This window comes from Leptospira langatensis (assembly GCF_004770615.1).
In the GTDB taxonomy this organism is placed as follows: domain Bacteria; phylum Spirochaetota; class Leptospiria; order Leptospirales; family Leptospiraceae; genus Leptospira_B; species Leptospira_B langatensis.
This window is the reverse complement of sequence record NZ_RQER01000007.1, coordinates 77,798-102,309: the sequence shown is the minus strand read 5'-3', so window position 1 is coordinate 102,309 and position 24,512 is coordinate 77,798. Positions and strand designations below refer to the sequence as shown.

The window sequence follows — 24,512 nt, the reverse complement described above, 5'->3', positions numbered from 1 at the left end:
TTAAAGAGAAAGATAACCTTTCTCTAATGCCTTTGCGAAAACAGGACGTGAGCTTGCGATCGGAGCCGCGAAATTCCTGAATTGCTCGTCGCTGATCCCGGCTTTTCTCAGACCTCTTCCGATAGAAACATAGGTCTCTTCGGAACTTTTCCAATTCACCACTCCGTTCTTCGCAGCGATCTCGGCTAGATCGGATCTGAACTCTGAAGAAGGTCCGTTTTGCAAATGGAAGAGAGTTAGAGTCTCTACTTCTTTTTGATATACTTTCTTCTGAGCCGCTTTGTCTGCGGAAGAAGAAGATACGGAAGATACTACCGAAATGACGGACTTGGAGATACTATCCAAGGAATCCGAAGACTTGGAGATGGATTGAGAAGTGGAAGTAATGATATCTAAGATGAAACAGTTTTGGAACCCGACCAGGCCGAGCAAGAGCAGGCTCACTCCTAGAATTTTTTGGAAATACTTCATTGATATACCTCTTTGGCGGCCCTTTCTCGCTAGAACGGAGAGGAATGTTTCAGGCACGCCGGGCCAATTCTGAAGTTAAATTCAAAGAGAGTCAACTTTGTTTTCCGGAATGCAGGGTAACCGTAGACCAAGGCTCTAGGGTAATTTGTAATAATTTTTTTCTGGAATCTATCTCTAAGGATTTCGGAGTTTCACCGGTCCAATAATCCACCGTATTTTTCTTGTCCCAAGGGAAGAAGAGAGAAAGTCGGATCTCCTTCTTCTCGTCGCTTGGATTCCAGATGCCCAGGAATCCCGCAGGATTGTACATTGCATTCGGAAAAAACTGATCGCCTAGGCCGATCGGAAGAGGGACCTTCGTGCGGCATTTTGCCTGAAGGGCCAAAGCCTTTTGTAGGATCTCCAACCTCTCCTTGCTGATCATAGAAAGTTCGTCGGAAACGAATAACATTCCTCCCGAAAGGGACATGATATTCGCCATGATCTTGGTCTGTCCTTCCGTCATATGGTTCTTTTTCTGGCGAACCAAGAGACAATCCGGATCGTTCAGCCAAAGAGTTCTGTGCATGGAAGCTCGGGTAATATCGTTGATCAGCGCTCTTTCTGTGCAGAGACCGTTCCTGTCCTTGGCGAGTATCCGTACTTTTTCCCTGTACCAGAATGGGGCCACATCGCAGGAAATCCGCATCGCATCGAATAGTCCTACGGACGGAAGTATGGGCGCTCCACAGCCTAAAAGAAATACCTCTTTGCCGGCTGCCTTTCGGATGAGACGAATTGCTTCTATATAACGAGTATGAGGAGAAAGATTTCTGTCATAGGTCCAGCCGGGAAGAAGAGCGGAATACAAGAAGTCCAGTTTCAGGTACTTGTATCCGTATTCTTTCACGAAGGTGCGGATCACATTTGTGAGGAATTCCTTGGATGCAGGATGGGTTACGTCCAGAGTATAAGTATAGTCCGTTCCCCAAAGAGGATTCCAAAGGGCAGGAACCGGATTCCCTTCTCTGTCCTTTAAGACTGCTTCCGGGAATTTCTGGAAGAACTTGGATTTTTTACGGACCAGAAAAGGAGCGAGCCAGATCCCTGGGATCAGTTTCTCGGATTGGATCGCGTCGGATAATAATCCCATTCCTCCCGGAAAGCGATCGTTTGTCTCCAACCAATCCCCGATCTCTTTCTGATAACCGTCGTCTATCTGAAATACCTTCAGCCCAAGGTTCTTGGTCCTAAGTTCTTTCAAATTTTGTAATATGATCTTTTCGGAGATCTTTGTATAATAATGGTACCAGGAGCACCAGCCTGTCGGCACTTGGGTTTCCGTGAGTTTTACTTTTAGGTTCTTGCCTAGTTCCGCAAAATAACTCTTTAAGAAAACGGATTCTTCTCCAGTGAATCGGGAGATCCTGATATGGGTAAGAGAAAGTTTATTCCCCTTGAAATCCTCAAATCGGAAGAAATCGTAAACAACGCGAATGTCTCCCGTGAGGATATCGGTATTGGATTTCTTGGAAGAAGGATTCGTAATGATCTTGAATTTGACTCCTTCTTCTCCTTTGGAGATGGCACCTGCAAAAAACTTGGACCCTTCTTCTTTCGGAAGAAGGAGCACATAGGCCTCCGAGATCCAGTTGCCTGGTTCGCCTGCATGTTCCGAATAAATATTCTCCTGGGAATATTGTAAGAAGGAAAGCTTAGGAGAAAAATCCGAGTCTTTCAGATCTTCGGAAGCGGAAAGGCTCCAGGACTGGTATCCATGGCGAAAGATCCTCCCTTCTTTGATCTCATGAGAAGGAAGTTCCCATTCTAAAGTCAAGAGTTCCAATCCTGCCTGAGGCCTGCGCTCCGCAATCCATTCCAGGACCGGAGAGTACGTGGATTTCCCGGCGGATTTTACTAACTTAAAATAAAACTTATAGTTCCCACAATCGCTTAGGCTTTCCGACTTTCCGGGAGCAAACTGAAATTGTGATTTTCGTTCTTCTTCGTAGACACGAGTGCGCAGGATAGCTTTCATTTTATGACGATGGTTTCCATCTTCGAAAGATAGAAAAGGAAAAAAACCGGGAAAGGAAACGGACTTTTCTTGCGGACCGTAGATAGGATCTCATTATTTTGGCTTTATGGCATCCAACCGACCGACTACAAAACCCGATCTATTTCCCGGAGATCTTTCCGAAGAGAGATTCAAGGAATATCTTGCAGACGATCATTTATCTGTAGATTGTGAAATGATGGGTTTGAATCCCAGAAGAGACCGCCTCTGCGTGGTCCAGATCTGTGATTCTAAGAATCGAGTCAGCCTTGTGCAGATCCTGCCCGATCAAAAAGAAGCTCCGCTTCTCAAGCAATTATTCGAAAATCCGGAGATCACTAAGGTATTCCATTTTGCTAGGATGGATACATTATTTTTACGTTATCGACTCGGTATCGCGACCAAGGGAATCTTCTGTACCAAGATCGCTTCCAAATTGGCTCGTACGTATACGGACAAACATGGACTCAAGGATCTGATCCGTGAATTCTTCGACGAGGTATTGGACAAGAAGAATCAATCTTCCGACTGGGGCGCTAAGACTCTAACCAAGGATCAGATCGATTATGCTTCCGGCGATGTGTTATTCTTGATATCCTTATCCCAAAAACTGACTCAGATCTTGATCCGAGAAGGAAGATATGAACTGGCTCAGGAAGCCTTCCTTTGCCTTCCCGTTTTCAACCAAATCGATTGGTTGCAAATGGAGACTTTATTCGAGCATTGAAGAAGAAGATCACAAAAATCTTTCTTTGCCAATCCTGCGGTCAGGAATATTCCCGCTGGGCCGGAAAATGCGACTCTTGCGGAAAATGGAATACGATCGTTGAGGAGTCGGGAGGGGATCGTTTCTCCTCTTCGGTACCTTCTTCTTTTAAAAAGAATGCGAGTTACAAGGAACCGATCCCGATCGATTCCATTCCTGCAGACAATACGAAACGGGTCACAACCGGGTTATCCGAACTGGATCTGGTCTTGGGTGGAGGACTTGTTCCCGGAAGTCTTATCTTGGTCGGAGGAGAGCCCGGTGTAGGTAAGTCCACCTTGGTGTTGGAGATCAGTCGAAGTATGATCTCCAAAGGTTGCAAGATCCTTTATATTTCCGGAGAGGAATCAGCCGCTCAGGTAGGACTCCGCGCCGCAAGAATGGGAGTTCTTTCTTCGGACCTTCTTCTTTCTTCCGAGACGTATGCGGAGAATATTTCCGCCATGATCGAGGATATTTCTCCGGATCTGGTCTTTGTGGATTCCATCCAAACTCTGACCCGAGAAGCCTTGCCGAACCAAGCGGGCACGGTCACCCAATTGAGAGAATGCACTCAAGTTCTATTAGAAACTTCTAAACGTACTGGGATCCCGATCGTTATGACCGGGCATATCACTAAGGACGGAGCCATTGCCGGACCGAAAGTGTTGGAGCATTTGGTGGACACAGTGCTCTATTTCGAAGGGGACAAACTGAATTATTTTCGCTTATTAAGAGCCGTTAAGAACAGATTCGGTGCAGTGGGCGATCTTGCAGTTTTCGAAATGCTGGAATCCGGACTGAAGGAAGTAAAGGACAGACAAAGAGTATTCATCAGTTCTTTAACCGAAGGGAAAAGTGGCTCCGTTATCAGTTCGGTCCTAGAGGGAAGTCGCGCTCTCAGTGTGGAAGTCCAAGCCTTAGTGAGCAGGACGAATTATTCCCAGGCTCGCAGAATGGCAGAAGGTCCCGATACCAGAAGATTGATCCTTCTTGCCGCGGTGATCGAAAAGTATTTGGGACATACATTATCGGAATGTGATATATTTGGGAACCTCGCAGGAGGATTGCAGATAGACGAGCCTGCCTTGGACTTGGCCATCTGCGCTTCCATTCTTTCGAGCTACACGGAAAGACCGGTGCAATCCGGATCCGCAGTCATAGGAGAGGTAGGTCTTTCGGGCGAAGTGCGATCCGTAGGACAGGTCACCATTCGTTTGAAGGAATTGAAAGGTGTAGGAATAGAAAGAGTCTATCTTCCTAAAGGAAATCTTTCCGAGTTGGAAAAGATCCCGGGGCTTGAGATCATTGGGATCAATTCTCTTCGTGAATTGGAAGGTTTGTTTCGCTGATTTTCCAGAAAGGAATTTCATAAAAAAGGAATATTCTGAGACAATCTGATCATTTCTTTTTCTAAACGTACTTCCTTTGGCAAATCCGATCTTATATAATTATCTTTCTTTTTTTAGAGGATAAATTAAACTTAGTTCGCTGTTTTCTATTTTAAGATTTCACCGATGTGGCTCCTCCGATCTATTTGGTCCCTTGCAAAATGCCGGGCTATTCCATTCTCATTCTTGATCTTCCTATTTATTTCCAATGACGCGATGACTCAGGAAAAAGAGATCGATCCTCTACTTCGTCAACCTTGGTTTAGCGATCAGGATAAGAAGGAAGAACTACTGCACAACCGATTGCAGGGAGCATTTCGATTGAGCGAACATTATGTTTGGAAGACGGACTCCCGTTTGCGAAATTACAGATTCTATAAAGACGGTCACGTGGAAATGATCCTGGATCGGCAATACAAGGAAGTATTTCCGAGTCGTTCCGAATTAGACCTGCACTATAGCGAAGCAGAAAGTCTACAGAAGCACGGCAATCCTTACTCTGCGATCCGCTTATTAAAAGGCTCCATGTATTGTTATCGTTTGCGATACGGCAAGCTAGTGCCGGAAGCGTTTGAAAGAACGGCGAGGCTTCTCGGAAAATTCCTAGATCAATATTCTCATAAGGAGAAGGAACTGCAGAGACTGACGGATCCTTTCGGATGCTGGGACCCTTCCGTATTGAAGATCAAAAGTAACGACTTCGCTTATGCCTTGGACCTGAGTTCCGATTTTTCGTATCTATTTCCGGACCAGGATAGGGAATTCTCCGGAGAAGATCCGGATTTTCTTTGGCAGGTGCATCGATTCTATAAGAGTTTTCCTTTGGAGAAGGAGCCGGATACTTGGGAAAAAGAATATAGAAAGAGCAGCGAAGGACTCTTATTCTTCCGACCGGATCGGATCGTATTTACGATCGGGACCACATTGCATTTTCATCCTCAGGCATTCGATGCTCAGAACTACTATAAGATCTGGGATTCTCTACGAGGGATCAACCCGAGGACCATGAGAGAATGGAATTATCTGCGTAAGAAGGAAGGAGATGCCTACCGAACCGACTTTAATTATGTTTCTCCGGATGGAAGAAGGAGCAAAATCGTAGTCCTAGAGAAATTTTATTTAAGAGGCACAAGGGGAATCCTTTTTTCTTTGGCCTATCCGCTTCGATTAGAATCCGAAGCGGTAAAAATCTGGAGTAGATTTTCTTCTTCAGTCGTCGTAGAATAGGAAGTCGATAGGAGCCTTAAGAAGGATTCTTTTCGATCGATTGCCTTCTTCGATCCTAACGAGTGATAGAACATGCTCGCGTTAGTAAAAAATTGGGAAAACCAAAAACCAAAACGCCCGGATCCTCCTTGGAAACTCTTGGGGCTAGGCCTTCTATTCGTGAATGGAATGGCTGCGCTCTTCTTGCCAGTGGGTCTCTTCGGGACAATGTTCTCGACCGTTGCGTTTCTTGGACTTCTCTTCTTGCCGTTATTCTATCTCACCTTAAAGCTCACTAAGTTTTACGGGAATACGATCTTCTTTGCCTTATTTTTGGGGTTTCTGTCCGGACCATTGTCCGCACTTTATTTAAGCCATGCATTCGGATTCTTCTTGGGACTGCAGACTCCGGAGCAAACCATCTTGCAGGCGGATTCTGGGATCTTGAGCTCTCGCATCTTTCGATTCACCAATTCAAAATTCCTATACCAATACCAACTCTTAAAAACCGCTATCCTGAAGACCAAAGCGCCGGGTTCTATTACGAAACCATTATACTTCCATGTGGCTCCTTGGGTACCGACAGATTGGAAAGAAGGAGAACCGGTCCATGTATGGGCAGCCTGCCCTCAGCTCTCCGAAAAAGTCTGCGATTGGGAGAAGCAGAACCCGAGAGTAGGGGAGTCACTTTCCGCCTCCGGGCTGTATTCTTATTATTCCGAAGCCGTCCGGGAGGCTGGGAAAAAATATGGGTTCGCCGTTTCCGAAAACCCTAGGATCCTCCTTCCGATCTCAAATCCGGAAGGGGTCCTGGTAAATATGGGTATTTTGGGGATCTCCGGTCTTCTCGTTCTGAACTATCTCTGGATTATCGGCGTAATTATTTGGAGAAGAAGACTCGCAAATTCCTAGTACAAAGGGAAGTTTATGTCGCAATTTGATACTGAGGGAGTTCCTACAAGGAAGGTTGGAGTAAAAAAGGCTTTGTAAGAGAGGGAATTTTGTGTTAGGTGGGAGCGAGCGTCGGGGCAACGGGGTACCACCGCACCGGCCCCCACCCAAGGCAGGGTGGGGAGACCAAAAATCGCGATTTTTTCTTTAACCGCGCAAAAAACTTTTTACTTGGCTAATTTTGGAACTTCGACTACCGATATTTAAACACAGAGACGGGAAGGAGAGATCTATTTGGACCCCGAGATCCTTACGGAGAAGGTCGCTACTCAGAACAAAAAATTTCTGGTCGATCTGAAACGGAACGAAAACGGATACTATTTAAAAGTTTCCGAATGGTCCAATAGCAAGAAATCCTCTATATTCATTCCAGCCGAAGGAGTCGGCAGAATGATCGAGGTTCTTCGTAAGTTCCAGGACATGATCCAGGACGGAGAGCCGACTGAGGCAGACTTTCCACCCTCTCGGAATTAGATAGGATTGCACTAAATCTTTTAGGAGATATTCTCATGGGGAAGAAGAAGTACTTTTTTGCTACCGTTCTCTTTTTCTTGGCTTTAGCTGGTACTTCTGGCCAACAACAGCCTGCAGGCGGGAACCAAGGCGGCGGACAAGCCGGCCAAATTCAGGATCCCCTGGAGAAAATTATACTCGAGAACTTCGAAGAGTCTGAGGACTGGAGAGCTAAGGCTACTACTCCTCTCGGAGAGACTAAGACCCTCAAGATGGTCCAAAGGGGACTGATCAGAGACGTATTCGACGAGAATACTGTTCCTGATAACGGGGGAGATCAGTTGGAGAAGAACCATATCCTCGGGATCAAGACCTACTACAACGATAGAGGTTTTGATAGAGTCGAAGTTTTTCCTCCTCACGAATATGTGATCAAAGGAAAAGCTCGCCAAGTTTCTGTTTGGGCCTTGGGAAGAAAGTTCCGTCACACACTCTTCGTTAAGTTGAGAGACTATAGAGGAAAGACCCACAATATCAGAATGGGTCGTCTGGACTATTTCGGCTGGAGAAAACTGACCGCAACCGTTCCAGGATTCGTTCCTCAAAGCACTCGCTTCGCATTATTAGATAAGAACCTGAGATTCGTATCCCTGTTCGTTACGAGCGATGTTCACGAAGTAGGGGGAAGCTTCTACTTTTATGTGGATGATTTGGAAGTTCGCGCCGATAAATCTGATACGAAGTATCCGGGTTCGGAAATCAAGGACAACTGGTGATCTTTCGGTAGGGATTTACGTATGAAAAACCTCAGCAAAAAATTTAGAATTACCGCTGCACTAGCCTTGGGAGTTTCCACGATCCTTCTCTTGGGAACCGTTAGCGCACAATTTATCAAAAAGAAGAAAGGCGGGATCGAGTCTCCTACAGGGATCGACGTAAGCGGTATGGAGCTTCGTTCCATCACCGTGGAATCCTGGGACAATCCTCCTTCTTCTGCTCCTTACGGCTGGGAAATGACCACCGACAAGGACACGATCGTTCCGCAAGGGCAAGCAACACAGTACCAGCCTGCTGCTTCCAACGCTCAGGTATTGAGAGAAGTAAAACTCATCCCTGGAAAGCCGGGAGATATCAAGAACGTAGATTCGACCAACGGAAAAGTATTGGGTATAAAATTCGCCTTTACCTTCCCTGGAGACAACGCTGTTTCCCTTCGTCCTCCTCGCACGCCTGAATACGAGATCGTTCGTAAGATGGCTTACTTGGATGCAAATAACAAACGTAAAGAGTTCAAGATCTACGGTGTGGAATTCCCTGGTATCGTAAAAGCGGTATCCGTATGGGTTTGCGGACGCGGAAACGAGTACAACTTAGAAGGTTGGCTGGAAGATTGGAAAGGCGACTCCCATATCTTCCAATTCGGAGATCTGGACTTTATCGGATGGAGACCTCTTACTTTCGAGATCCCTCCGGGAGTTCCTCAGGACGTAAACTCCTTCCCTCAGGTAAAGACCCTCGTTTTCAAACAGTTTAAGATCCGTTCCCGCCCTGATACGAGCGGAGAGACCGTTTACTTATTCTTTGACGAGTTAAGAGTTCTTTCCGACGTTTTCGAAGTTCACTTCGATGGAGCTTCTATCGATTTCGATGCGGACGACTGCCGTTCTAAACGTAAACTCGACAAGATGTTGAAAGTTAAAGCTGAGAAGGAATGCGAAGGCGGGGGAAACGGTAACAAATAATACCGTCCCGGCCCATTCTTTGGCTAATGAAAACGCGGGTTTTGGCCCGCGTTTTTTTTATTTCTACCCTAAGTAACAGGGAAAGCCGCTATAGACTTCGTAAGCCCAAATTCTGGTTTACGGATAAGCCTACGCTGCTATAATTGATTTAGAAAGGGCTCCCACACACAAAAAACCGCCCATCCGAACCTATTTTTGAATGCCGAGCTCATCGGCGGAGTAATTCCTATGTCTAACGAAACTGCGACAACCGCGGAAACAAAGCCTGCCAGCGAACTGGACAAGCTGACCTCTCTTTTCAACGAGGAGATCTATGTCCGCTCCGACGCAAATTCCATCCCCGCTTCCAAATTTAAAATATACGACGACCTCATCGATTCATTTAACGCAGCGGGACTCTCTGATTCGGCAAAAGTGAAATTAGAAGAGCATCTGGGAGATCATCCGGAAAGTATCTCTGCTCGCTATATGTTGGGATTGCTCGGATTGCAGAAGGGAAGTATAGACGCAGCTAGTTATTTCAAGACCCTTTTGGACTCCTTCAAGCAAGCGGCTAAATGGGTGATCATCGAACATATCACCGACAATATCCTCAAATTCGGAGAGGATCGTTACGCACTCCGTTTCAAGGCGGAGGCTCTTGAAAAACTCAAGAAAAACAAAGAACTCAAGCCGATCCTGGAGAAGCTTGCAAAGCAAGACAGAAAGAATCCTGAGATCGCAAAGAAATATGCGTTAGCTATCCTTGATGAGAACAAGGAAAAAGCGGTTACTTATCTTAAGCAAGCCATCGAGACCTTTGCTAAGACAAAGGATTACGATCAATTCGAAGAGATCTGGCCGATCTTTGTAACCAACAGCTATGACGATATTCAATTCGTCGAAAAGATCGAACGTATTCTCTTGGGACATAGAGAAAAGACCCGTCTGGCCGGATACCTATATCCGTTAGTCGAGCCTTTCAAGATCACTGAAGATTGGGATAGAGTGATCTATCTTCTGAAAAAGATCCTGGATCACGAACCAGTTTCCAATAAGGCTCGTAACGAACTCATCCGAGTTTATAAACTAAAATACGCAAATCACAGCTTACTCGAAGACTTCCTCAAGATGTCCGAGCTTGGAAATAACAGAAAGCCTGTTAAGGTCTGTATTTCCAACTTCGAGAGAAATATCGTATTCGATACTGGTAACTACGTTCTTCATAGGAACTGGGGAGTCGGAAAGATCGTCTCTATTTCGCCTAACGGAGATTCTATCTTTGTGGACTTCAAGGATAAGAAGAACCACAAGCTCTCCATTCAGATGGCTATCACTAGCCTCAAGCCTCTTAAGGGGGATCATATCTGGGTGAGATTCTACGAGGACAAGGGCTCTGTCGTAAGTCTTTTCGAAAGTGATCTTCCTGGGTTCTTTAAGGAATTATTAACTTCCTTCGACAATCACATGTTGGTTGCCGAAATGAAGGCTGAGATCGCCGGAAAATTCATCCCTGCAGTCGATTGGTCCAAATGGTGGAATAAAGCCAAGAATGTGATCAAGAAAGAGGACAACCTAGGCTTCAATCCTAAGAAGAAGGACGAACTCTGGTACAGGGAAAAACCGATCACTTACGCAGAAGAATTGACTGAAAAGTTCAATGCGAACGCGGATCCTTCTAAACGTTTGGATATCGCGATCGAAGCTCTTCGCAATAAGGAAGAGGCAGAAAGTGCGATCGATACCTTTGCCCATCATTATTTCGAAGAAGAGCAGACCAACGATTCTTTCCGTAAGATAGTAGCGTATCTGTATCTAGAAGAAGTCGCTTCTACCATGGAAGGAGAGGATGGAAGTCCTTACGATTTCCAACGATTCCTGAAGCCGGACGATGTTGCTAAGATCGTAAAATCCCTGAAAAGAGAAGAGCTTTTGGAAGCTTCTTCTAAGATCACCAACTTGGACATCAAAAAGTCCTTCGTGGATCTTGTGAAAAAATATCACTCGGATTGGGTGAATATACTCGTCGGACTTCTGTTCGAGGTTCCTGTTAAGAACAATAAATACGTGGTTTCCGTTCTGGAAGCTGACGGAAAATTTGCGGAGCTGAATCTCTTCATCGAAACAGCTTCTTCTCGTGCAAAAGAAAATCCGGAAGTATTCCTTTGGGTGGCAAAATCCATCCTGACTCACGCTTGGGAAGAAGAGTGGATGCATGTTTCTAGACAGGACATGATCCTAAGAGTTCTTCGTATGCTCAAGCCTCTGAACAAGATTGAGGAGAAGGGAACCAAATTGAAAAACACCTGCCAAGAGATCCTTTTCGGGAACGAGGCTGCTGTTATCAGTGAGGCAATCCAAAATGGAGACTCCGAATACATTCGCAAAGTATACGCTCTTTACAGAGAGGTTCCTTATATCGAGGAAACCGAGAAGGACAAACTCTTCTCTCTGATCCAATCCTTGAAACCTGACCTAGTATGGGAAGAAGACGATGATGAGGATGAAGACGAAGATGTTCTCGCGAGAATTCCCGAGAATGCAGTTCTTGTGACTCGTCGCGCTCTCAATTCTAAGAAGGCAGAGTTTGACCATTTGGTGAACGTAGAAATGCCTGAAAACTCCCGTGATATCGGAGAGGCCCAAGAAAGAGGGGACTTAAGAGAGAACGCAGAATACAAGGCGGCAATGGAGCGTCAGGTCCAATTGCAGGCTCAGATCAAGAAGCTGGAGGCGGAATTGAAAGCCGCTGTGGTTCTGGATCTTTCCAACGTAAAAACGGATCGGATCAATATCGGAACTACCATCAAGCTCAAGAATGAGACCAGCGGAGAGGAATTGACCTACTCTATCCTGGGAGCATGGGATGCGGATACGGAAAGAAATATCATTTCGTACCAGTCCCCTCTGGCAAAATCCCTTTTAGGAAAGAAAGTGGGAGAAACCGCTGCATTGAATTTGGGAGGAGTAGAAACCAAGTTCAAGGTTCTGCAAATTTCCCGTTACTCTTTGCAAAACCAAGACTAAGCATTATATAACGTAAGGCTTTGTATAAAAAATCCCCGCAGTTTCTGTGGGGATTTTTTTTATTCTTCTTAAAATCGGATCAAATCGGTAAACCAGTCGGAGATATTGCCGGCTCTATCCTTGATCCGGATCTGGAGCAGAAGATTTCTTTTCCAATAAGCAAATGCCTTCGGGATCTTTACGATCAGCATTTTTCTATCCCCATCGAATTCACTGGGATAGGTTTCGCCTTCCAGCAACACTTCCGCACCTCCTGCATATCCGGATCCCACATCGGTGAGAGAATAGAGTCTTTCTTCCCAACCTTCTTCTTCTGCACCTTTAATCCGACGATGCCTGGTGATCAGATATGGATGTGTGATCGTAGGACGGGCCTCGTCCGTGAGAACCGCTAAGGCTCCGAGCCTGGTCAGCATCGCAATCTGTCCTTTTTGCTTGAGTGCAGACCATCGTTTTGCCGCCCGATCGAAGATATAGATCCCATCTTTTCTGCCGAGCGAGATCCCTTTCCAGCTCAGCTCCGCTTCTCCCGCCCAAGAAAGGTCCGAGGACTCCAATTCGTAGACGGGACCCTTTGATTGCAATCCCTCCGGAAGTCTTAGATCTTCCGGAAGTGCGGTCAATTTTTTGAAGCTGAGGGACCCTTGTCCATAGGTAGTCTTTGCCGGAGTCTTGATCCTTAGGAGTCCGTCCGGGGAAGTAAATTCAGTTTTCGTAATAGAGGATTTTTTGGTGCCAGGCGGAGCTACTTCTATCTCCAAGGGCAGAACGGATTGGTTCCCCGCATGGTCCGATGCCTTTAATGCCAAGGAAATAGTTGCTCCTACCGGATGGACTTTCAGATCTACGCTAGGTCCCTTCGGAGGGAAGAGGTTATAAACATAAACCGGCGGATTTAAGGAGGATCTATTGGAATCGAATATATCTTGGTGAGTTCTCGCTTCTTCGTAACTCATTCCCTGGAAAGATCTTTCGTACAAGGAAGTATCTCCTTGGTAGAGACCCGCAAAGAACAGATTGTTCTTATTACGGGATGTCATCTGGTCGTAGGCTCCGATCCTAAAACGAACTCCTCCTCCCAGGATTAATTTTTGTCCCGCTGGAAGTTTGTACTGTCCTTCCGATTTTTTCTCCAATGGCAATCTGAGTTGGGTCCCATCTTCGGAGTCTACGTAAAGTAATAGAAGTTCAGGAGGATACTGATCCTTCCCCCGTAAAGGAAGATAGGAAAGCGGATTCAATGTTCCACTCGGAAGGTGCAATTCAAAATGAAGGTGGCTGACCCCTGTTCCGGATTCTCCGAGCCTTGCGACCGCTTCTCCTTTGGGGATAGGATATTGACTGCCTGCAAGTTTTACTTGGAATTCCCCTCCGCTTAAGAGGGCCAATGCCTCTCTCAGTAATTCCAGATCTTTTCTATATCCTTTGAAGTCGAGAAGGTGAGCAAACTTCGCCTTTAGGCTCGAGGAAGAGGATTTCAATACTAGATTCGTGCCGTATCCCTTGGCGGATTGGCCGATGGAATCCACGTATCCTCCGAGAGGAGAGACGGCAGAGATCCCGTTTGTATGGAATGTTTTGAAATCGCAACCCATATGGAGATGGTGCACTCTGTATTCGGCATAAGAACCTGAGATCGGAGTCTCTAACTCCATGGGAAATCCGAGTTGGTTTAGATCCGAAAGTATCTCAGGATTTAGATCGTCCCAGACATTCTTCTTATTCGTAGGAGCTCCTACGATAGAAGGAGAAGAAAGAGCCGAGACCTTGGTCCCAGACTCTCCCATACTAGCTTGTCCGAGCGGTAAGAAAATCGAGAGCGCAAGGGCCGAGAGTAAGAAGGAAGTTGGCCTGCTTTTCGGTTGGAAAGATTTTCCCATTTGCGAATTCAGATTCGATTCCTCCAAAATGTAAAGCCAGAATCCTAGAAATTTTCTTGCAGCTTGGTCCTCTCGCAAGAGCCTGAAGATATGCGGTTTTTTTCCTGTCTTTTTCTCTTATTTTTTGTCGGCTGCACCTATTTTACTCGGGAGCCTGGGAACCCGCCCAAGATAGATGGGATCCCGATCCCGGATGAAAAGCGGACCGTATACGTGCAGAACTTCCGGAATAATTCGTATGGGATTGCGATGCATACCCAGCTCTCCGATCTCGTAAAACAAGAGATCAATTATCGGGGAAGATTTATCCAAACCAGGGAGAAGTCCCAAGCAGCCTACCGTATCTATGGAGAGATCAGTCACTACCAACAAGTGGGCGCTCTTTTGGATCAGGGGGGGCAACAACTCAGTAAGGAAATGACCGTGATCTGCAGGGTGGAATTACAGAAGGCCGGGGGAGAAAAAATTCCTCTGGAGAGATCGGAGATCCCTGCCAGGATAATCTATTCCGATCAACTTGGTTACATAGAGTCGGAAGGCCAAGCGCAGACTCGTCTTCTCAAGATCTTAGCGGTTCGTATCGCGGAAGAATTAGAGAGAGCCTGGTACTATTCGATCGCAGGTAAGATAGACGGAGACGAGGAGGATTGATCTCCTATTTCCAGTCTTAGAAATGTAAATTCCACTTGATAATTCTCAGAACAAGATCTTAAATTGCGGAAAGACTTCGCTCATGAACAAAGACAGAGAAGCTGAAATTCTGAATACCGTAGACGATTCCATCAGAATGGAAATGAAGACTTTTTCGGATTATCTTCAGAAAAAGGGTCTGAAGATCACAAGCCAAAGAATGCTCGTTGCCGAAAGGATCTTTTCCCTTCACAATCACTTTACAGCAGAGGGTTTGCTGGAAGAATTCAAGGACCAAAGAGATCGCATCTCCAAGGCGACCATTTACAGGATCCTTTCCATCATGGTCGAAGCTAAGTTATTGCAAGAGCATAATTTCGGCCAAGATTATAAGTACTACGAACATATCATCGGCCACACTCATCACGATCATATCATTTGCAGAGACTGCGGAAGGATCGTAGAATTTGTGGACGAAAGAATTGAGCAATTGCAAGAGCAGGCTGCTGCGAGCAACGGCTTCAAGATCACCGGGCATAGTTTGAATATTTACGGCACCTGTTTGGATCCGAATTGTCCCAACAAGAAATGATATTCCGTTCTGGAATCTCTGATCCGAATTCTCACGCAAGAACTGGAACCTTACATCTAAATGGAATAGAGATTCCTACTCCCGTTTTCATGCCTGTGGGAACCAGAGGAGCAGTCAAGTCTCTGGATTCGGATGATCTGGATGAACTAGGCTTTGAACTCATTCTAGGAAACACCTATCATCTCTATCTTCGCCCTGGAATGGATGTTCTCCAAAAATTTGGAGGACTCAAGAACTTCATTTCCTACAAGAAGGCTCTGCTCACGGATAGCGGGGGGTTCCAGGTATTCAGTCTAAACTCACTCGTAAAATTCAAGAAGGAAGGAGTGGAGTTTCGGTCGCATATTGATGGTAGTCCTCATTTCTTTACTCCCGAAAAGGTGATCGATATCCAGAGGACGATAGGCTCTGATATTATGATGGTGTTAGATGATTGTCCTCCCGGCGACGCGGACACCGCTCGCATCAAGGAGTCCTTGGATCGAACTCACCGTTGGGCGGAGGCCGCAGTCTCCTACTGGGAAAAGGAGAAGGGAAAGCAGAATCTATTCGGGATATTCCAAGGTGGAACGAATTTGGATCTGAGATTAGAGAGTCTTTCCAAGATTGCCGCACTTCCTTTTTCGGGAATTGCCATCGGAGGGCTCTCAGTCGGCGAGCCTCGTCCTGATTTTATCCGAACCATGGAGGGAATTGCACCTCATACAGACAAATCCAGGCCTCTTTATCTCATGGGAGTGGGAACTGTTCCGGATATTTTAGAGGGTGTTCGCAACGGAGTCGACATGTTCGACTGTGTTCTTCCGACTCGTAACGCTAGAAATGGCCAAGTCTTCACTTCTAAAGGAAAAATGAATCTCAGAAATGAGAAATGGAAGTTCTCCGAAGAGCCGATGGATCCGGAATGCGATTGCAAAGTTTGTAAAAGATACAGCGTGGGATATATTCGTCACCTGCATCATGTGAAAGAACTCAGTGCCTTCTCCTTAAGCACGTACCATAATCTGCATTTTATGAAAAAGTTTATGAAAGAGTTAAGGCTTTCGATCGAAGTTGGAAAATTCAGCGAGTTTTTCGTTAAATGGAAAAATTTGTACGAAAGACCGGAAATTTCTCGTTGACTATATAGAGAATGACCCCCCTATTGTAGGATGGTTCAAATAGAGATATCAAGGAGTTGCTGATTTTTTATGGAAATCACCAGAAGGGAAAGCGGTAACATCGTAATTCTGGACATTAACGGGGAGATCGATTTATATAACGCCCCTGAAATTAAGGATGTGATCGCAAAGCTCATTGAAGAGCAGAAATATTACACGATTATTAACCTAGAAAAGGTTTCTTACATTGACTCTTCCGGAATCGGAGCTTTGATTTCCAGCCTCTCTAATTTAAAGAAATATCAGGGTGGCCTAAAGATCATAAACGTTGCCGGTTCCGTAAGAAAGGTATTCGAATTAACTAAATTAACATCCTTCTTCGAGATCTTTGATAACGAGCCGGATGCTGTCGCTGCCTTCAAGTAAAAGAAGGCATATCTTAACGATTCCTCATACTGGTGCAAAATAAATGAAAACTTTTCGAGCCTTATCGTTCTCTTCCGCCTTACTGGGAGTAGTCGGGTTCTTCGTTGCTTGTGGATCCGAACTCCCTGTAAAAGAATTAGCGGAAGCAAAAACCGCTATCACTCGAGCAAAGGAAGCGGGCGCTGAAAGATATGCTTCCGGAGAATTCGAAGAAGCTCGCAAGAGCCTATTAACGGCTCATGAAAAAGCTTCTAACGAAGACTTAGGCGAGACCAAGAAAAGCGCCGAGTATGCAAAAAGCAAGGCGTATGATGCATTAGAAAAATCTTATCCTTCTTTGACTGACGATTCTAAGAAGCAAGCAAGTGCTGCGATTGACGAGGCCGACGAGGCTTATGCTTCTCAGCTTGCTGCGGAACCGTATAATAATGCGGTCGAATTGAGAAAAGAAGGGGATACTCTTCGAGATAACGCGGACCGCACTCTGGAATCTTATCCAAAGGAATCCGGAGACGATGCCAAGCTCAAGACTCGCCTAGCTGCTTTCGATCAGTATGAGCAAAGCAATAAGAAATATTTAGATTCTAAGAAAGCTGCTTCGGATGCGAAAGCATTAGCGCTTTCCCAAAAACAGCAATTACTCGATTCACTTGCGGACATAGACAAGAACCTGGACGATGCAGACAGATATGCCGGCGGACAGGATCCTGAAGTTGGTCAGACCAGGGATCGTCTTAATGCAGCAAAATCCAAGATCGATTCCGGAAAGATCAAAGAAGGTTATTCTGAGATCGACGATATTCGCAAGAAATCCAGCGAGCTAGTCGCGAAGAATATCCAAGCATATGCACTCAAGAAAAAGGCAGAAGCAAAGGATTCTATCGGAAAAGCTAAGGATAAATTAGCCTCTATCGATCAGTCCAAATTGAAATCCAGCAAGGATCTTCAAACTTCTTACCAAAGAGCGGATGAGAATCTGAAGGCGGCGGACGAATCTCATGCGGCTGCAGAGGAATTATTCTCCTCCGAGAAATATGAAGATTCCATCGCAAGATCCGAAGAGGCAATCCGACTTTCCAGGATCGTTGTAGATCAGTCCGACGATATCGCGGAAAGACTGAAGAGTGGAACCTCTGTGGCAGGTCGCAAGACTAGCGGAGACGAAACGGACGGTTCTGATTCTAGCACCAGAAAAACCAAGGATTCCGATTCTTCCTCGGCTCGTAGTTCCGGCGAATTGCCAGACGGATGGAAACGTTATGTAGTCCGTAAAAAGGTTCCTGCAGATTGTCTTTGGAGAATCTCTGCTTACAAACAGCATTATGGAACTTCCAAACTATGGAAACGTATCTATGAGGCGAACCGTAAGAAGATCAAGAATCCAAATCTGATCTATCCAAAGCAAGTTCTCTTAATTCCTCCTGCAAAAGGTCCGATCAAATTCGATCCTAAAAAAGCGGAGAAGAAGAAATCCGGAAGCGAGAAGGTAGAAGCTACTACCGCTCCTAAGAAAGAAGAGCAGCCTGCACCTCAACCTTCTGAAAATGAAGAAGAGGATGAGCAGCAACCTTCTCAACCGGAACAGCCAACTCAGCCGGAACAACAACAACAGCCTCCTGCCGAGGAAAATGCACAGCAGCAACCTTCTACGGAAAGCCACCAGCCTTCCACAGATGAGCAGCAAGCTCCGGCGGAGAACCAAGCTCCTTCTGATTCTACCGAAGAAGAAGAGCCTAGATAATCGTTCTAAAGTTTTAGCAACTCAAAACAATAGGGGGCCTGGGAGATCCGGGCCTTTCTTTTTTCTAAAAAGTAAAAAAGCCGAATTCCGCTTGATCCTCATTTCTGATCAGAAACTGTTTTACTTGGCGGTGAAATGCAAGTGAAACGAGCTTATACTAAGCCTATCTCGGAAGTGAACGAGGCGGATTATTTTCCTCTGGCAAAAATGGCCTGGGAAGAGGATTGCCCGGACCAAGATATAACTTCCGTATCTCTCTTTTCTTCCGATCAAAAAGCGACTGCTCTCTTGAATGCAAGAGAAGAAGGTATTCTCTGCGGTAAGGGGGTTGCTTCCGCTCTCTCTCGGCTTTCCGGCGGAGATTTGCAGTTTACCTTCTTCTTTGAAGATGGTGAAAGATTTGTCTCGGGGGACTCGATCGGTAAAATAGAAGGAAGTCTCCTGTCTCTTTTGAGAGTGGAGAGGATCCTCTTGAACTTTCTACAATATCTTTCCGGTATTTCCACTTCCACTCGAAAGATCGCGGACCAGTACGGGTCCAAGGGTTTAATGATCTTGGATACTCGTAAGACTTTGCCGGGTTATCGTAAACTTGCAAAGTATGCCGTTTACTGCGGAGGAGGTTCCAATCATAGGCTAGATCTTTCGGAGATGGCGTTGATCAAGGACAATCATCTGGCCCTTTTTGAGTCCGCTAAGATTCCTGTGGGAAAGATTCGTAAGAATTTTCCCGGAAGGCTTGTGGAATTGGAAATAGATTCCTTAGATCAACTGGATGACGCACTAGAAGCGGAACCTGACGTTATTTTATTAGATAATTTTAATATTTCCGATACAAGGATCGCCTATCAAAAGGCAAAGACCAAGAATCCGAATATTATGATAGAATGCTCCGGGAGGTTCACTCCTGAAAAATTGGAAGCTCTCTCCGAGTTTCCGGGCGTGGGAGTGAGCATGGGCTATTTGACCCATACGACTCGCTTCTTGGATCTGGGTTTGGATATACGAACTGATAACTGATGGGATTTGTAAAGGCCCCCGCTACTAAGGAAATGCTGATCGAGGGAGTTCGAGAGACCATGGGTCCCGAAGCTCTGGAGCTCGTCGAAAAGGCCTATAAGGTTTCGGAAGATTCTCACCAAGGACAGTTCCGGCTTTCGGGCGAACCTTATATCGTTCATCCGTTGCAGGTGGGCTTTATCTTATACGAACTCGGTTTGGACGAGAAGGTGATCTCCGCGGGGATCCTGCACGATGTGATCGAGGATACCAAGTATACTCGAGAAGACATGGTCCGTGATTTCGGAACCGAGATCACTCAACTTGTGGAAGGTGTGACAAAGATCTCGGAGATCAAGAGCCAGTCCAGGGAAACAGAGGCGGCGGAGAATATCCGTAAGATCATCATCGCCACCATCCAGGATATCCGAGTGATCCTGATCAAGCTTGCGGATAAGACCCACAATATGAGGACTCTTTCCTTCCAGCCTCCGGAAAAGCAGAGAAGGATCGCGAACGAAACTCTTTCCTTATATGCTCCGATCGCGGGTCGTCTTGGGATCTATTCCGTAAAATCCGAATTAGAAGATCTCGCGTTTCAGGTGATCTTTCCGGAAGAATACCAGGACATCAAGAAGAGGATCAGCGCTAAGAAGTCGGAGAGAGAGGATTATATTGAAAAACTCCAATTGATCCTGAAGCAAAGACTGGCAGAGATCCAGATCAATGCGGACGTAGAAGGCAGAGCAAAGCATTTCTTCTCCATTTATAGGAAGATGAAGACTAAGGAGAAAACCTTCGACGAGATCTTCGATCTGAGAGCGATCAGGATCGTAACAGACGAGATCAAGGACTGTTACGGTGTATTAGGAATTGTGCATACACTTTGGTCTCCTGTTCCGGGAAGGTTCAAGGATTATATTGCGACTCCTAAAACCAATATGTATCAATCCTTGCATACTACCGTCATCGGTCCTGATGGAAAACCTCTCGAGGTCCAGATCCGTACCGCTGAGATGAATGCGATCGCTGAATTCGGGATCGCGGCCCACTGGTTGTATAAAGAAGGCAAGACCCACGCCAACGAAAGACATCTAACGGTAAAATGGCTGGAGGTCTTGCAGACTTGGCAGGACTCTGCCTTGGATCCGAAAGAATTCTTAGAAGAATTGAAATACGATCTGCATGAGGACGAGGTATTCGTTTTCACTCCGAAAGGGGAGATCATCCAATTGCCTAAGGGAGCAACCGTTCTCGACTTTGCTTTTAGGATCCATACGGATGTGGGTCTTCATTGCAAGGGTGCCAAGATCAACGGTAGAATGATCCCTCTTCGAACGGAACTCCGAAGCGGGGACCAGGTGGAAGTGGTTGTGGACAAGAGATCCAAACCTTCTCCTATTTGGCTTAGGATCGTTAAGACTCCTTCTGCGCGCCAAAAACTAAGGGCTTATTTTAGAAAACTCAGAGAAGAGACAAGCAAGGATCTTGCACAGGGCGCTGAAAGTGCCGCGGAGCTTACCTTAAATGCGGAAGTTCTGGAAGAACTGAAACGCAAGCCTTCTGAAAAAACAAACAAGCATTCTCATCCTCACGGACAACCTGTAGGAGGGAAGATCCTGGTTGCGGGATTACGTGATATTCCTGTGCGTCTTTCCGGTTGTTGCTCTCCTTTACCTGGGGATCAGATCATCGGCTTTGTTACAAGAGGAAGAGGGGTTTCCGTCCATAAGAAGAATTGCAGTGTGGCCTTAAAGCAAAGAGAAGAAGAGCAACTGCGTCAGATCAGTGTGGACTGGGATTACGGACAGACCGAGCCAGTGCCAGTTCGAGTGGAAGTCAAGGCCAAGGACCGTCAGGGGATCTACCTCGAAATGGTGAAGAGTATCTCCGGTACACAGACCAATATATTGGAAGCGGGAGCTTCTACCGTTCAAAAAGATACCTTAATGGCTCGCTTCATGATAGAAGTGGAGCATTTGGATCAATTGAAAGAGATCTTAGGCAACCTGAAGCGGATCCCGGACGTGGTCTTTGCACATAGAGTAAAATAGATCCGTCTTCTTCTTTTCGAAGAAGACGCGTTTTCATCGAAAGATTTCAGATTCGGTTTGCCTGAATTCAGCCCTTCGGGAATTCTTTCGAACACAAGCTCAGTGAAGAGGTGTCCTTTGAAAGAACCGATCCGGATCTATAGACCTTTCTATTTTATATTTTTATTATTCGTAACCTTATTCTTTTCCTTCGTTTCCTGCGGAGATAAGGAAGAAGCGGATAACTCTCCGGCAGTAACGGATCTGCCTTGGACTGGAGATCCGAATAGTATTCCTGAAGCAATGCGGAAGCTAAACCCTGCCGCCTCCATTCATGCAAAGAAAGGCGGTACATTCCGGATCTATAGCAGCCAATATCCTAAATCCTTGAACGGATATCTGGAGAATTTCACGACTGTTTCCGAGATCTTTCAGCTTATGTTCGAACCTTTGATGAGAAGGAACCCGATCACTCTGGATCCTCTTCCTAGACTCGCAAGCTCTTGGAAGATCTCTCCAGACAAGAAGCGTTTTACTTTTACTTTGGACCGGAACGCGAAGTGGAGTGACGGCAAGCCTGTTACCGCTCAGGACGTACTATTTACGTACCAAACCTTGATGGATCCTAAGAACAATACTGCGATCCATCGAATCTCCCTTTCTAGGTTCGAAGTCCCTAAGATCATCAACGAATTTGAGATCGAATTCACTCAGAAGAGTATTCACTGGAGTAATTTCGAGGATATCGCATACGGTTTATTGATCCTGCCGGAGCACCATTTCAAGAATAAGGAATTCAATAAGGAGAATTTCGAATTTCCTGTGACCTCCGGTCCTTATGAATTGCAGTCTGCAAAGAAGGGCCGCTATATCAAGATGAAGAGAAGGGCCGATTATTGGATGAGAGCTTATCCTTTCTATAAGGGATCGGACAATTTCGATACTCTTTTGTTCAAGGTATTTAGCGACGAGTCGCTCGCGTTCCAAGCATTCAAGAAAGGTGATATAGATCTGTTCCCGGTCTACAAGGCCTATACTTGGATCAAGGAGGCTTTGGGAGAACCGTTCGATAAGAATTATATTATCAAGCAAAAGATCTATAACGAAAAGCCGATCGGTTTTCAAGGCTGGGCCTTCAATATGAGAAGGAAACCTTTCGATGACGTGAGGGTCAGAAAGGCGATCGCTCATTTGGTGGATCGCAAGCTGATGGTTGAAAAACTCGCGTTTAACGAATACGAACTTACCGATTCTTATTTTTCTTCCGTTTGGGAAGGATCGGCTCTTCCTAATCCTCCGATCGATTACGATCCGGCTGCGGCACGCAAACTTCTCTCGGAAGCGGGTTGGAAACCGAATGCCAAAGGTTTCTTGGAGAAGGAAGGAAAACCTTTCGTGATCCATATCTTAGATCGGGACAAGAGCTCTGAAAAATATTTTACGGTCTTTATTGAAAGAGCCAAAGAAGTAGGGATCCAAGTCCAATTGGAAAGCACCGATCTTGCGAACTGGTCGGAAAGGATCGATAAATACGATTTCGATCTTACTTGGGCCGCTTGGGGAGGAGGACTTTTCCCTGATCCCGAAGAACAATGGTTCTCAAAGTATGCGGATGAGAACGGTCAAAATAATATCACCGGTTTCAAGAATGCAGAAGTAGATAAACTTGTGGAGCAACAAAGAACTGAGTTCGATGAGAAGAAGAGGGCGGAGATCGCTCGCAAGATCGATAAGATCCTAACGAGAGAAGTGCCTTATGTCCTTCTCTGGAATCTGAAGTCGACTCGTCTTCTTTATTGGAATCGTTTCGGCTTTCCGGAAAATCCTTTGGCAAAATATTGGGGAGAACAGGCCGCCAAGAATCTTTGGTGGGTGGACGAGGAAAAGGCTAAGTCTTTGGAAACGAATCGCAAAGCAAAGACGGCTCTTTCTACATACCCGAAAGACGTTCACTATAAATGATCTAAACCATGGCTAAGAAGGGAAGATTCACCGAATTCGGAGAAGCGATCCGCAATTTTTGGAATTCTCCCGGCATTCCAAGCTTTATCGAGATCCTGGAAAAGGGTCTCGATAAGGAATTATTCTTCGATCCGGACAAGACGGATTCTCAGATCCCAAAAGAGGATCTGCCCATCGATTTCCGCCTCAGGCAATCCGGTCTTTTTCGTAAATTCTATGAGAGAGTGTTTCCGGTCTCTCACCTGTTTCGTATAACGCATAGATATGGCAGGGAGTTCCTGGATAATTTCATGCCCTTGTCGGCGGAAAATTATATAGGTCGCGGATCTTATAAATTTGTATACACTCTCCCTTGGAACCAGGTGGTGAAGATAGGTAAGTCCAAACTTCCTTCCGATCCGATCTTCGGTTCCTTGTTCAAGGAGGTGCAGAATAATCTGGAACGTTATCTGAAGCCGGAGGAGATCGGTTTGATGCACCTTCTTCAGAGTTCCTCTTGGAGAGAATCCAAGCGAGACGAGATCCGTTTCAAGTTTGCTCGTCTGGGCCTGGAAAGATTGCATTACTGGAAATTAAAGAGCCTCATTCCCGATCTGGTCCTACCGACTCGTTATTTCATGGGACTTCGTTTTAGAAAGAGTCCGTTGGGCATTCCTGTGATGACACTGACCCCTTGCGATAACCAGAACCTTCTTCCGGGAAAGCACTTAAAGGAATTCATTCGATTGAATGAAAAGGTCCGGCAGAACCCGATCCAGGACGCCTTATTCCCTAAATGGAAATTGAATTTCGATACACATAGATTCGGGATCGTTAGCAAGTCCAAACTCAAAAAGATCGCCTTAGACTTTCACAGGGTCATCGAAGTGACCAAGTATCTTGCTAAGGAAGAGAAACTGATCTTTGATATCCATTCCGAAAACATTATCATTACTATTCCCGATTTCGAGCTGAAGATATTCGATTACCACGTATTCGATGAACATCTTTATGAGCCGAGTAAGGAGAATCCTTCTCCGGAAGTGGATCATATCAATCTGATCCGCGAATTCGTCGACTCTTTCGAACTGGGTTAGGCTCGGACAAAAACCGTTTACGGATCGGACCTGAATAAAAATCCTATCTTAGGGGGATATTTCCCCGAGGAAT

At 45.7% G+C, this 24,512-nt stretch carries 20 protein-coding genes; 17 read left to right on the top strand and 3 right to left on the bottom strand.

Annotated features, from left to right (window positions below; translation table 11 throughout):
* Both EHO57_RS12190 and EHO57_RS12185 read right to left on the bottom strand, forming a co-directional pair.
* On the bottom strand, positions 1–471 hold the full coding sequence (locus EHO57_RS12190; RefSeq protein WP_135643491.1) for a putative lipoprotein: 471 nt from the start codon (positions 469–471) through the stop codon (positions 1–3).
* Positions 472–562: 91 nt separating this feature from the next.
* Positions 563–2,488 (bottom strand): glycoside hydrolase family 36 protein, encoded by a 1,926-nt coding sequence (locus EHO57_RS12185; protein ID WP_135643489.1) that lies wholly within the window; start codon positions 2,486–2,488, stop codon positions 563–565.
* A 106-nt stretch (positions 2,489–2,594) separates the two neighbouring features.
* On the opposite strand from EHO57_RS12185, the gene EHO57_RS12180 reads away from it, so the two are divergent.
* The 8 genes from EHO57_RS12180 (at position 2,595) to greA (ending at position 12,000) form a co-directional block, all read left to right on the top strand.
* A complete protein-coding gene (locus EHO57_RS12180) occupies positions 2,595–3,233 on the top strand; it encodes a ribonuclease D (RefSeq protein ID WP_135643487.1) in 639 nt (212 codons plus the stop codon).
* Positions 3,230–4,603: a DNA repair protein RadA gene (radA, locus tag EHO57_RS12175; RefSeq protein WP_135643485.1), complete on the top strand. Its 1,374-nt coding sequence runs from the start codon at positions 3,230–3,232 to the stop codon at positions 4,601–4,603. Before EHO57_RS12180 ends, radA begins: the two co-directional genes overlap by 4 nt.
* Positions 4,604–4,768: 165 nt before the next feature.
* Positions 4,769–5,869, top strand: coding sequence for an LIC10775 family protein (locus EHO57_RS12170; RefSeq protein WP_246050677.1), 1,101 nt, complete (start codon positions 4,769–4,771; stop codon positions 5,867–5,869).
* Positions 5,870–5,941: 72 nt separating this feature from the next.
* Positions 5,942–6,760 (top strand): hypothetical protein, encoded by an 819-nt coding sequence (locus EHO57_RS12165; protein ID WP_135643483.1) that lies wholly within the window; start codon positions 5,942–5,944, stop codon positions 6,758–6,760.
* Positions 6,761–7,033: 273 nt separating this feature from the next.
* Positions 7,034–7,273 carry a DNA-binding protein gene (locus tag EHO57_RS12160; RefSeq protein WP_135643481.1) on the top strand — a complete coding sequence of 80 codons (240 nt, stop codon included), beginning with the start codon at positions 7,034–7,036 and terminating at the stop codon, positions 7,271–7,273.
* 35 nt (positions 7,274–7,308) lie between these two features.
* Positions 7,309–8,028, top strand: a complete 720-nt coding sequence (gene flaA2 / locus EHO57_RS12155; protein WP_135643480.1) for a flagellar filament outer layer protein FlaA2 — start codon at positions 7,309–7,311, stop codon at positions 8,026–8,028.
* Positions 8,029–8,049: 21 nt separating this feature from the next.
* A complete protein-coding gene (flaA1, locus tag EHO57_RS12150; protein ID WP_135643478.1) occupies positions 8,050–8,994 on the top strand; it encodes a flagellar filament outer layer protein FlaA1 in 945 nt (314 codons plus the stop codon).
* A 228-nt stretch (positions 8,995–9,222) separates the two neighbouring features.
* Positions 9,223–12,000 carry a transcription elongation factor GreA gene (greA, locus tag EHO57_RS12145; protein WP_135643476.1) on the top strand — a complete coding sequence of 926 codons (2,778 nt, stop codon included), beginning with the start codon at positions 9,223–9,225 and terminating at the stop codon, positions 11,998–12,000.
* Positions 12,001–12,068: 68 nt separating this feature from the next.
* Here the strand turns inward: greA and EHO57_RS12140 are convergent, their stop codons facing one another.
* Complete coding sequence (locus tag EHO57_RS12140; protein WP_135643474.1) at positions 12,069–13,880, bottom strand: M23 family metallopeptidase; 1,812 nt, start codon at positions 13,878–13,880, stop codon at positions 12,069–12,071.
* Positions 13,881–13,970: 90 nt separating this feature from the next.
* On the opposite strand from EHO57_RS12140, the gene lptE reads away from it, so the two are divergent.
* The 9 genes from lptE to EHO57_RS12095 all read left to right on the top strand — a co-directional run bounded on the left by lptE (position 13,971) and on the right by EHO57_RS12095 (position 24,439).
* A complete protein-coding gene (gene lptE, locus EHO57_RS12135; RefSeq protein ID WP_135643472.1) occupies positions 13,971–14,531 on the top strand; it encodes an LPS assembly lipoprotein LptE in 561 nt (186 codons plus the stop codon).
* Between the two features lie 82 nt (positions 14,532–14,613).
* Positions 14,614–15,102, top strand: a complete 489-nt coding sequence (locus EHO57_RS12130) for a Fur family transcriptional regulator (protein ID WP_135643470.1) — start codon at positions 14,614–14,616, stop codon at positions 15,100–15,102.
* Positions 15,099–16,223 (top strand): tRNA guanosine(34) transglycosylase Tgt, encoded by a 1,125-nt coding sequence (gene tgt / locus EHO57_RS12125; RefSeq protein ID WP_167882248.1) that lies wholly within the window; start codon positions 15,099–15,101, stop codon positions 16,221–16,223. Before EHO57_RS12130 ends, tgt begins: the two co-directional genes overlap by 4 nt.
* Before the next feature lie 69 nt (positions 16,224–16,292).
* Positions 16,293–16,628: an STAS domain-containing protein gene (locus EHO57_RS12120; protein WP_016544043.1), complete on the top strand. Its 336-nt coding sequence runs from the start codon at positions 16,293–16,295 to the stop codon at positions 16,626–16,628.
* A gap of 43 nt (positions 16,629–16,671) precedes the next feature.
* The gene (locus tag EHO57_RS12115; RefSeq protein WP_135643466.1) at positions 16,672–18,369 is read left to right on the top strand and encodes a lipoprotein LipL71; all 1,698 of its coding nucleotides are present in this window, start codon (positions 16,672–16,674) and stop codon (positions 18,367–18,369) included.
* Between the two features lie 135 nt (positions 18,370–18,504).
* Positions 18,505–19,389: a carboxylating nicotinate-nucleotide diphosphorylase gene (nadC, locus tag EHO57_RS12110; protein WP_210410011.1), complete on the top strand. Its 885-nt coding sequence runs from the start codon at positions 18,505–18,507 to the stop codon at positions 19,387–19,389.
* Complete coding sequence (locus EHO57_RS12105) at positions 19,389–21,422, top strand: RelA/SpoT family protein (protein ID WP_135643464.1); 2,034 nt, start codon at positions 19,389–19,391, stop codon at positions 21,420–21,422. The genes nadC and EHO57_RS12105 overlap by 1 nt, the downstream gene beginning before the upstream one ends.
* Positions 21,423–21,551: 129 nt before the next feature.
* Positions 21,552–23,363: an extracellular solute-binding protein gene (locus EHO57_RS12100; protein ID WP_425460789.1), complete on the top strand. Its 1,812-nt coding sequence runs from the start codon at positions 21,552–21,554 to the stop codon at positions 23,361–23,363.
* A gap of 8 nt (positions 23,364–23,371) precedes the next feature.
* A complete protein-coding gene (locus EHO57_RS12095) occupies positions 23,372–24,439 on the top strand; it encodes a hypothetical protein (protein WP_135643462.1) in 1,068 nt (355 codons plus the stop codon).
* Positions 24,440–24,512: the final 73 nt, after the last annotated feature.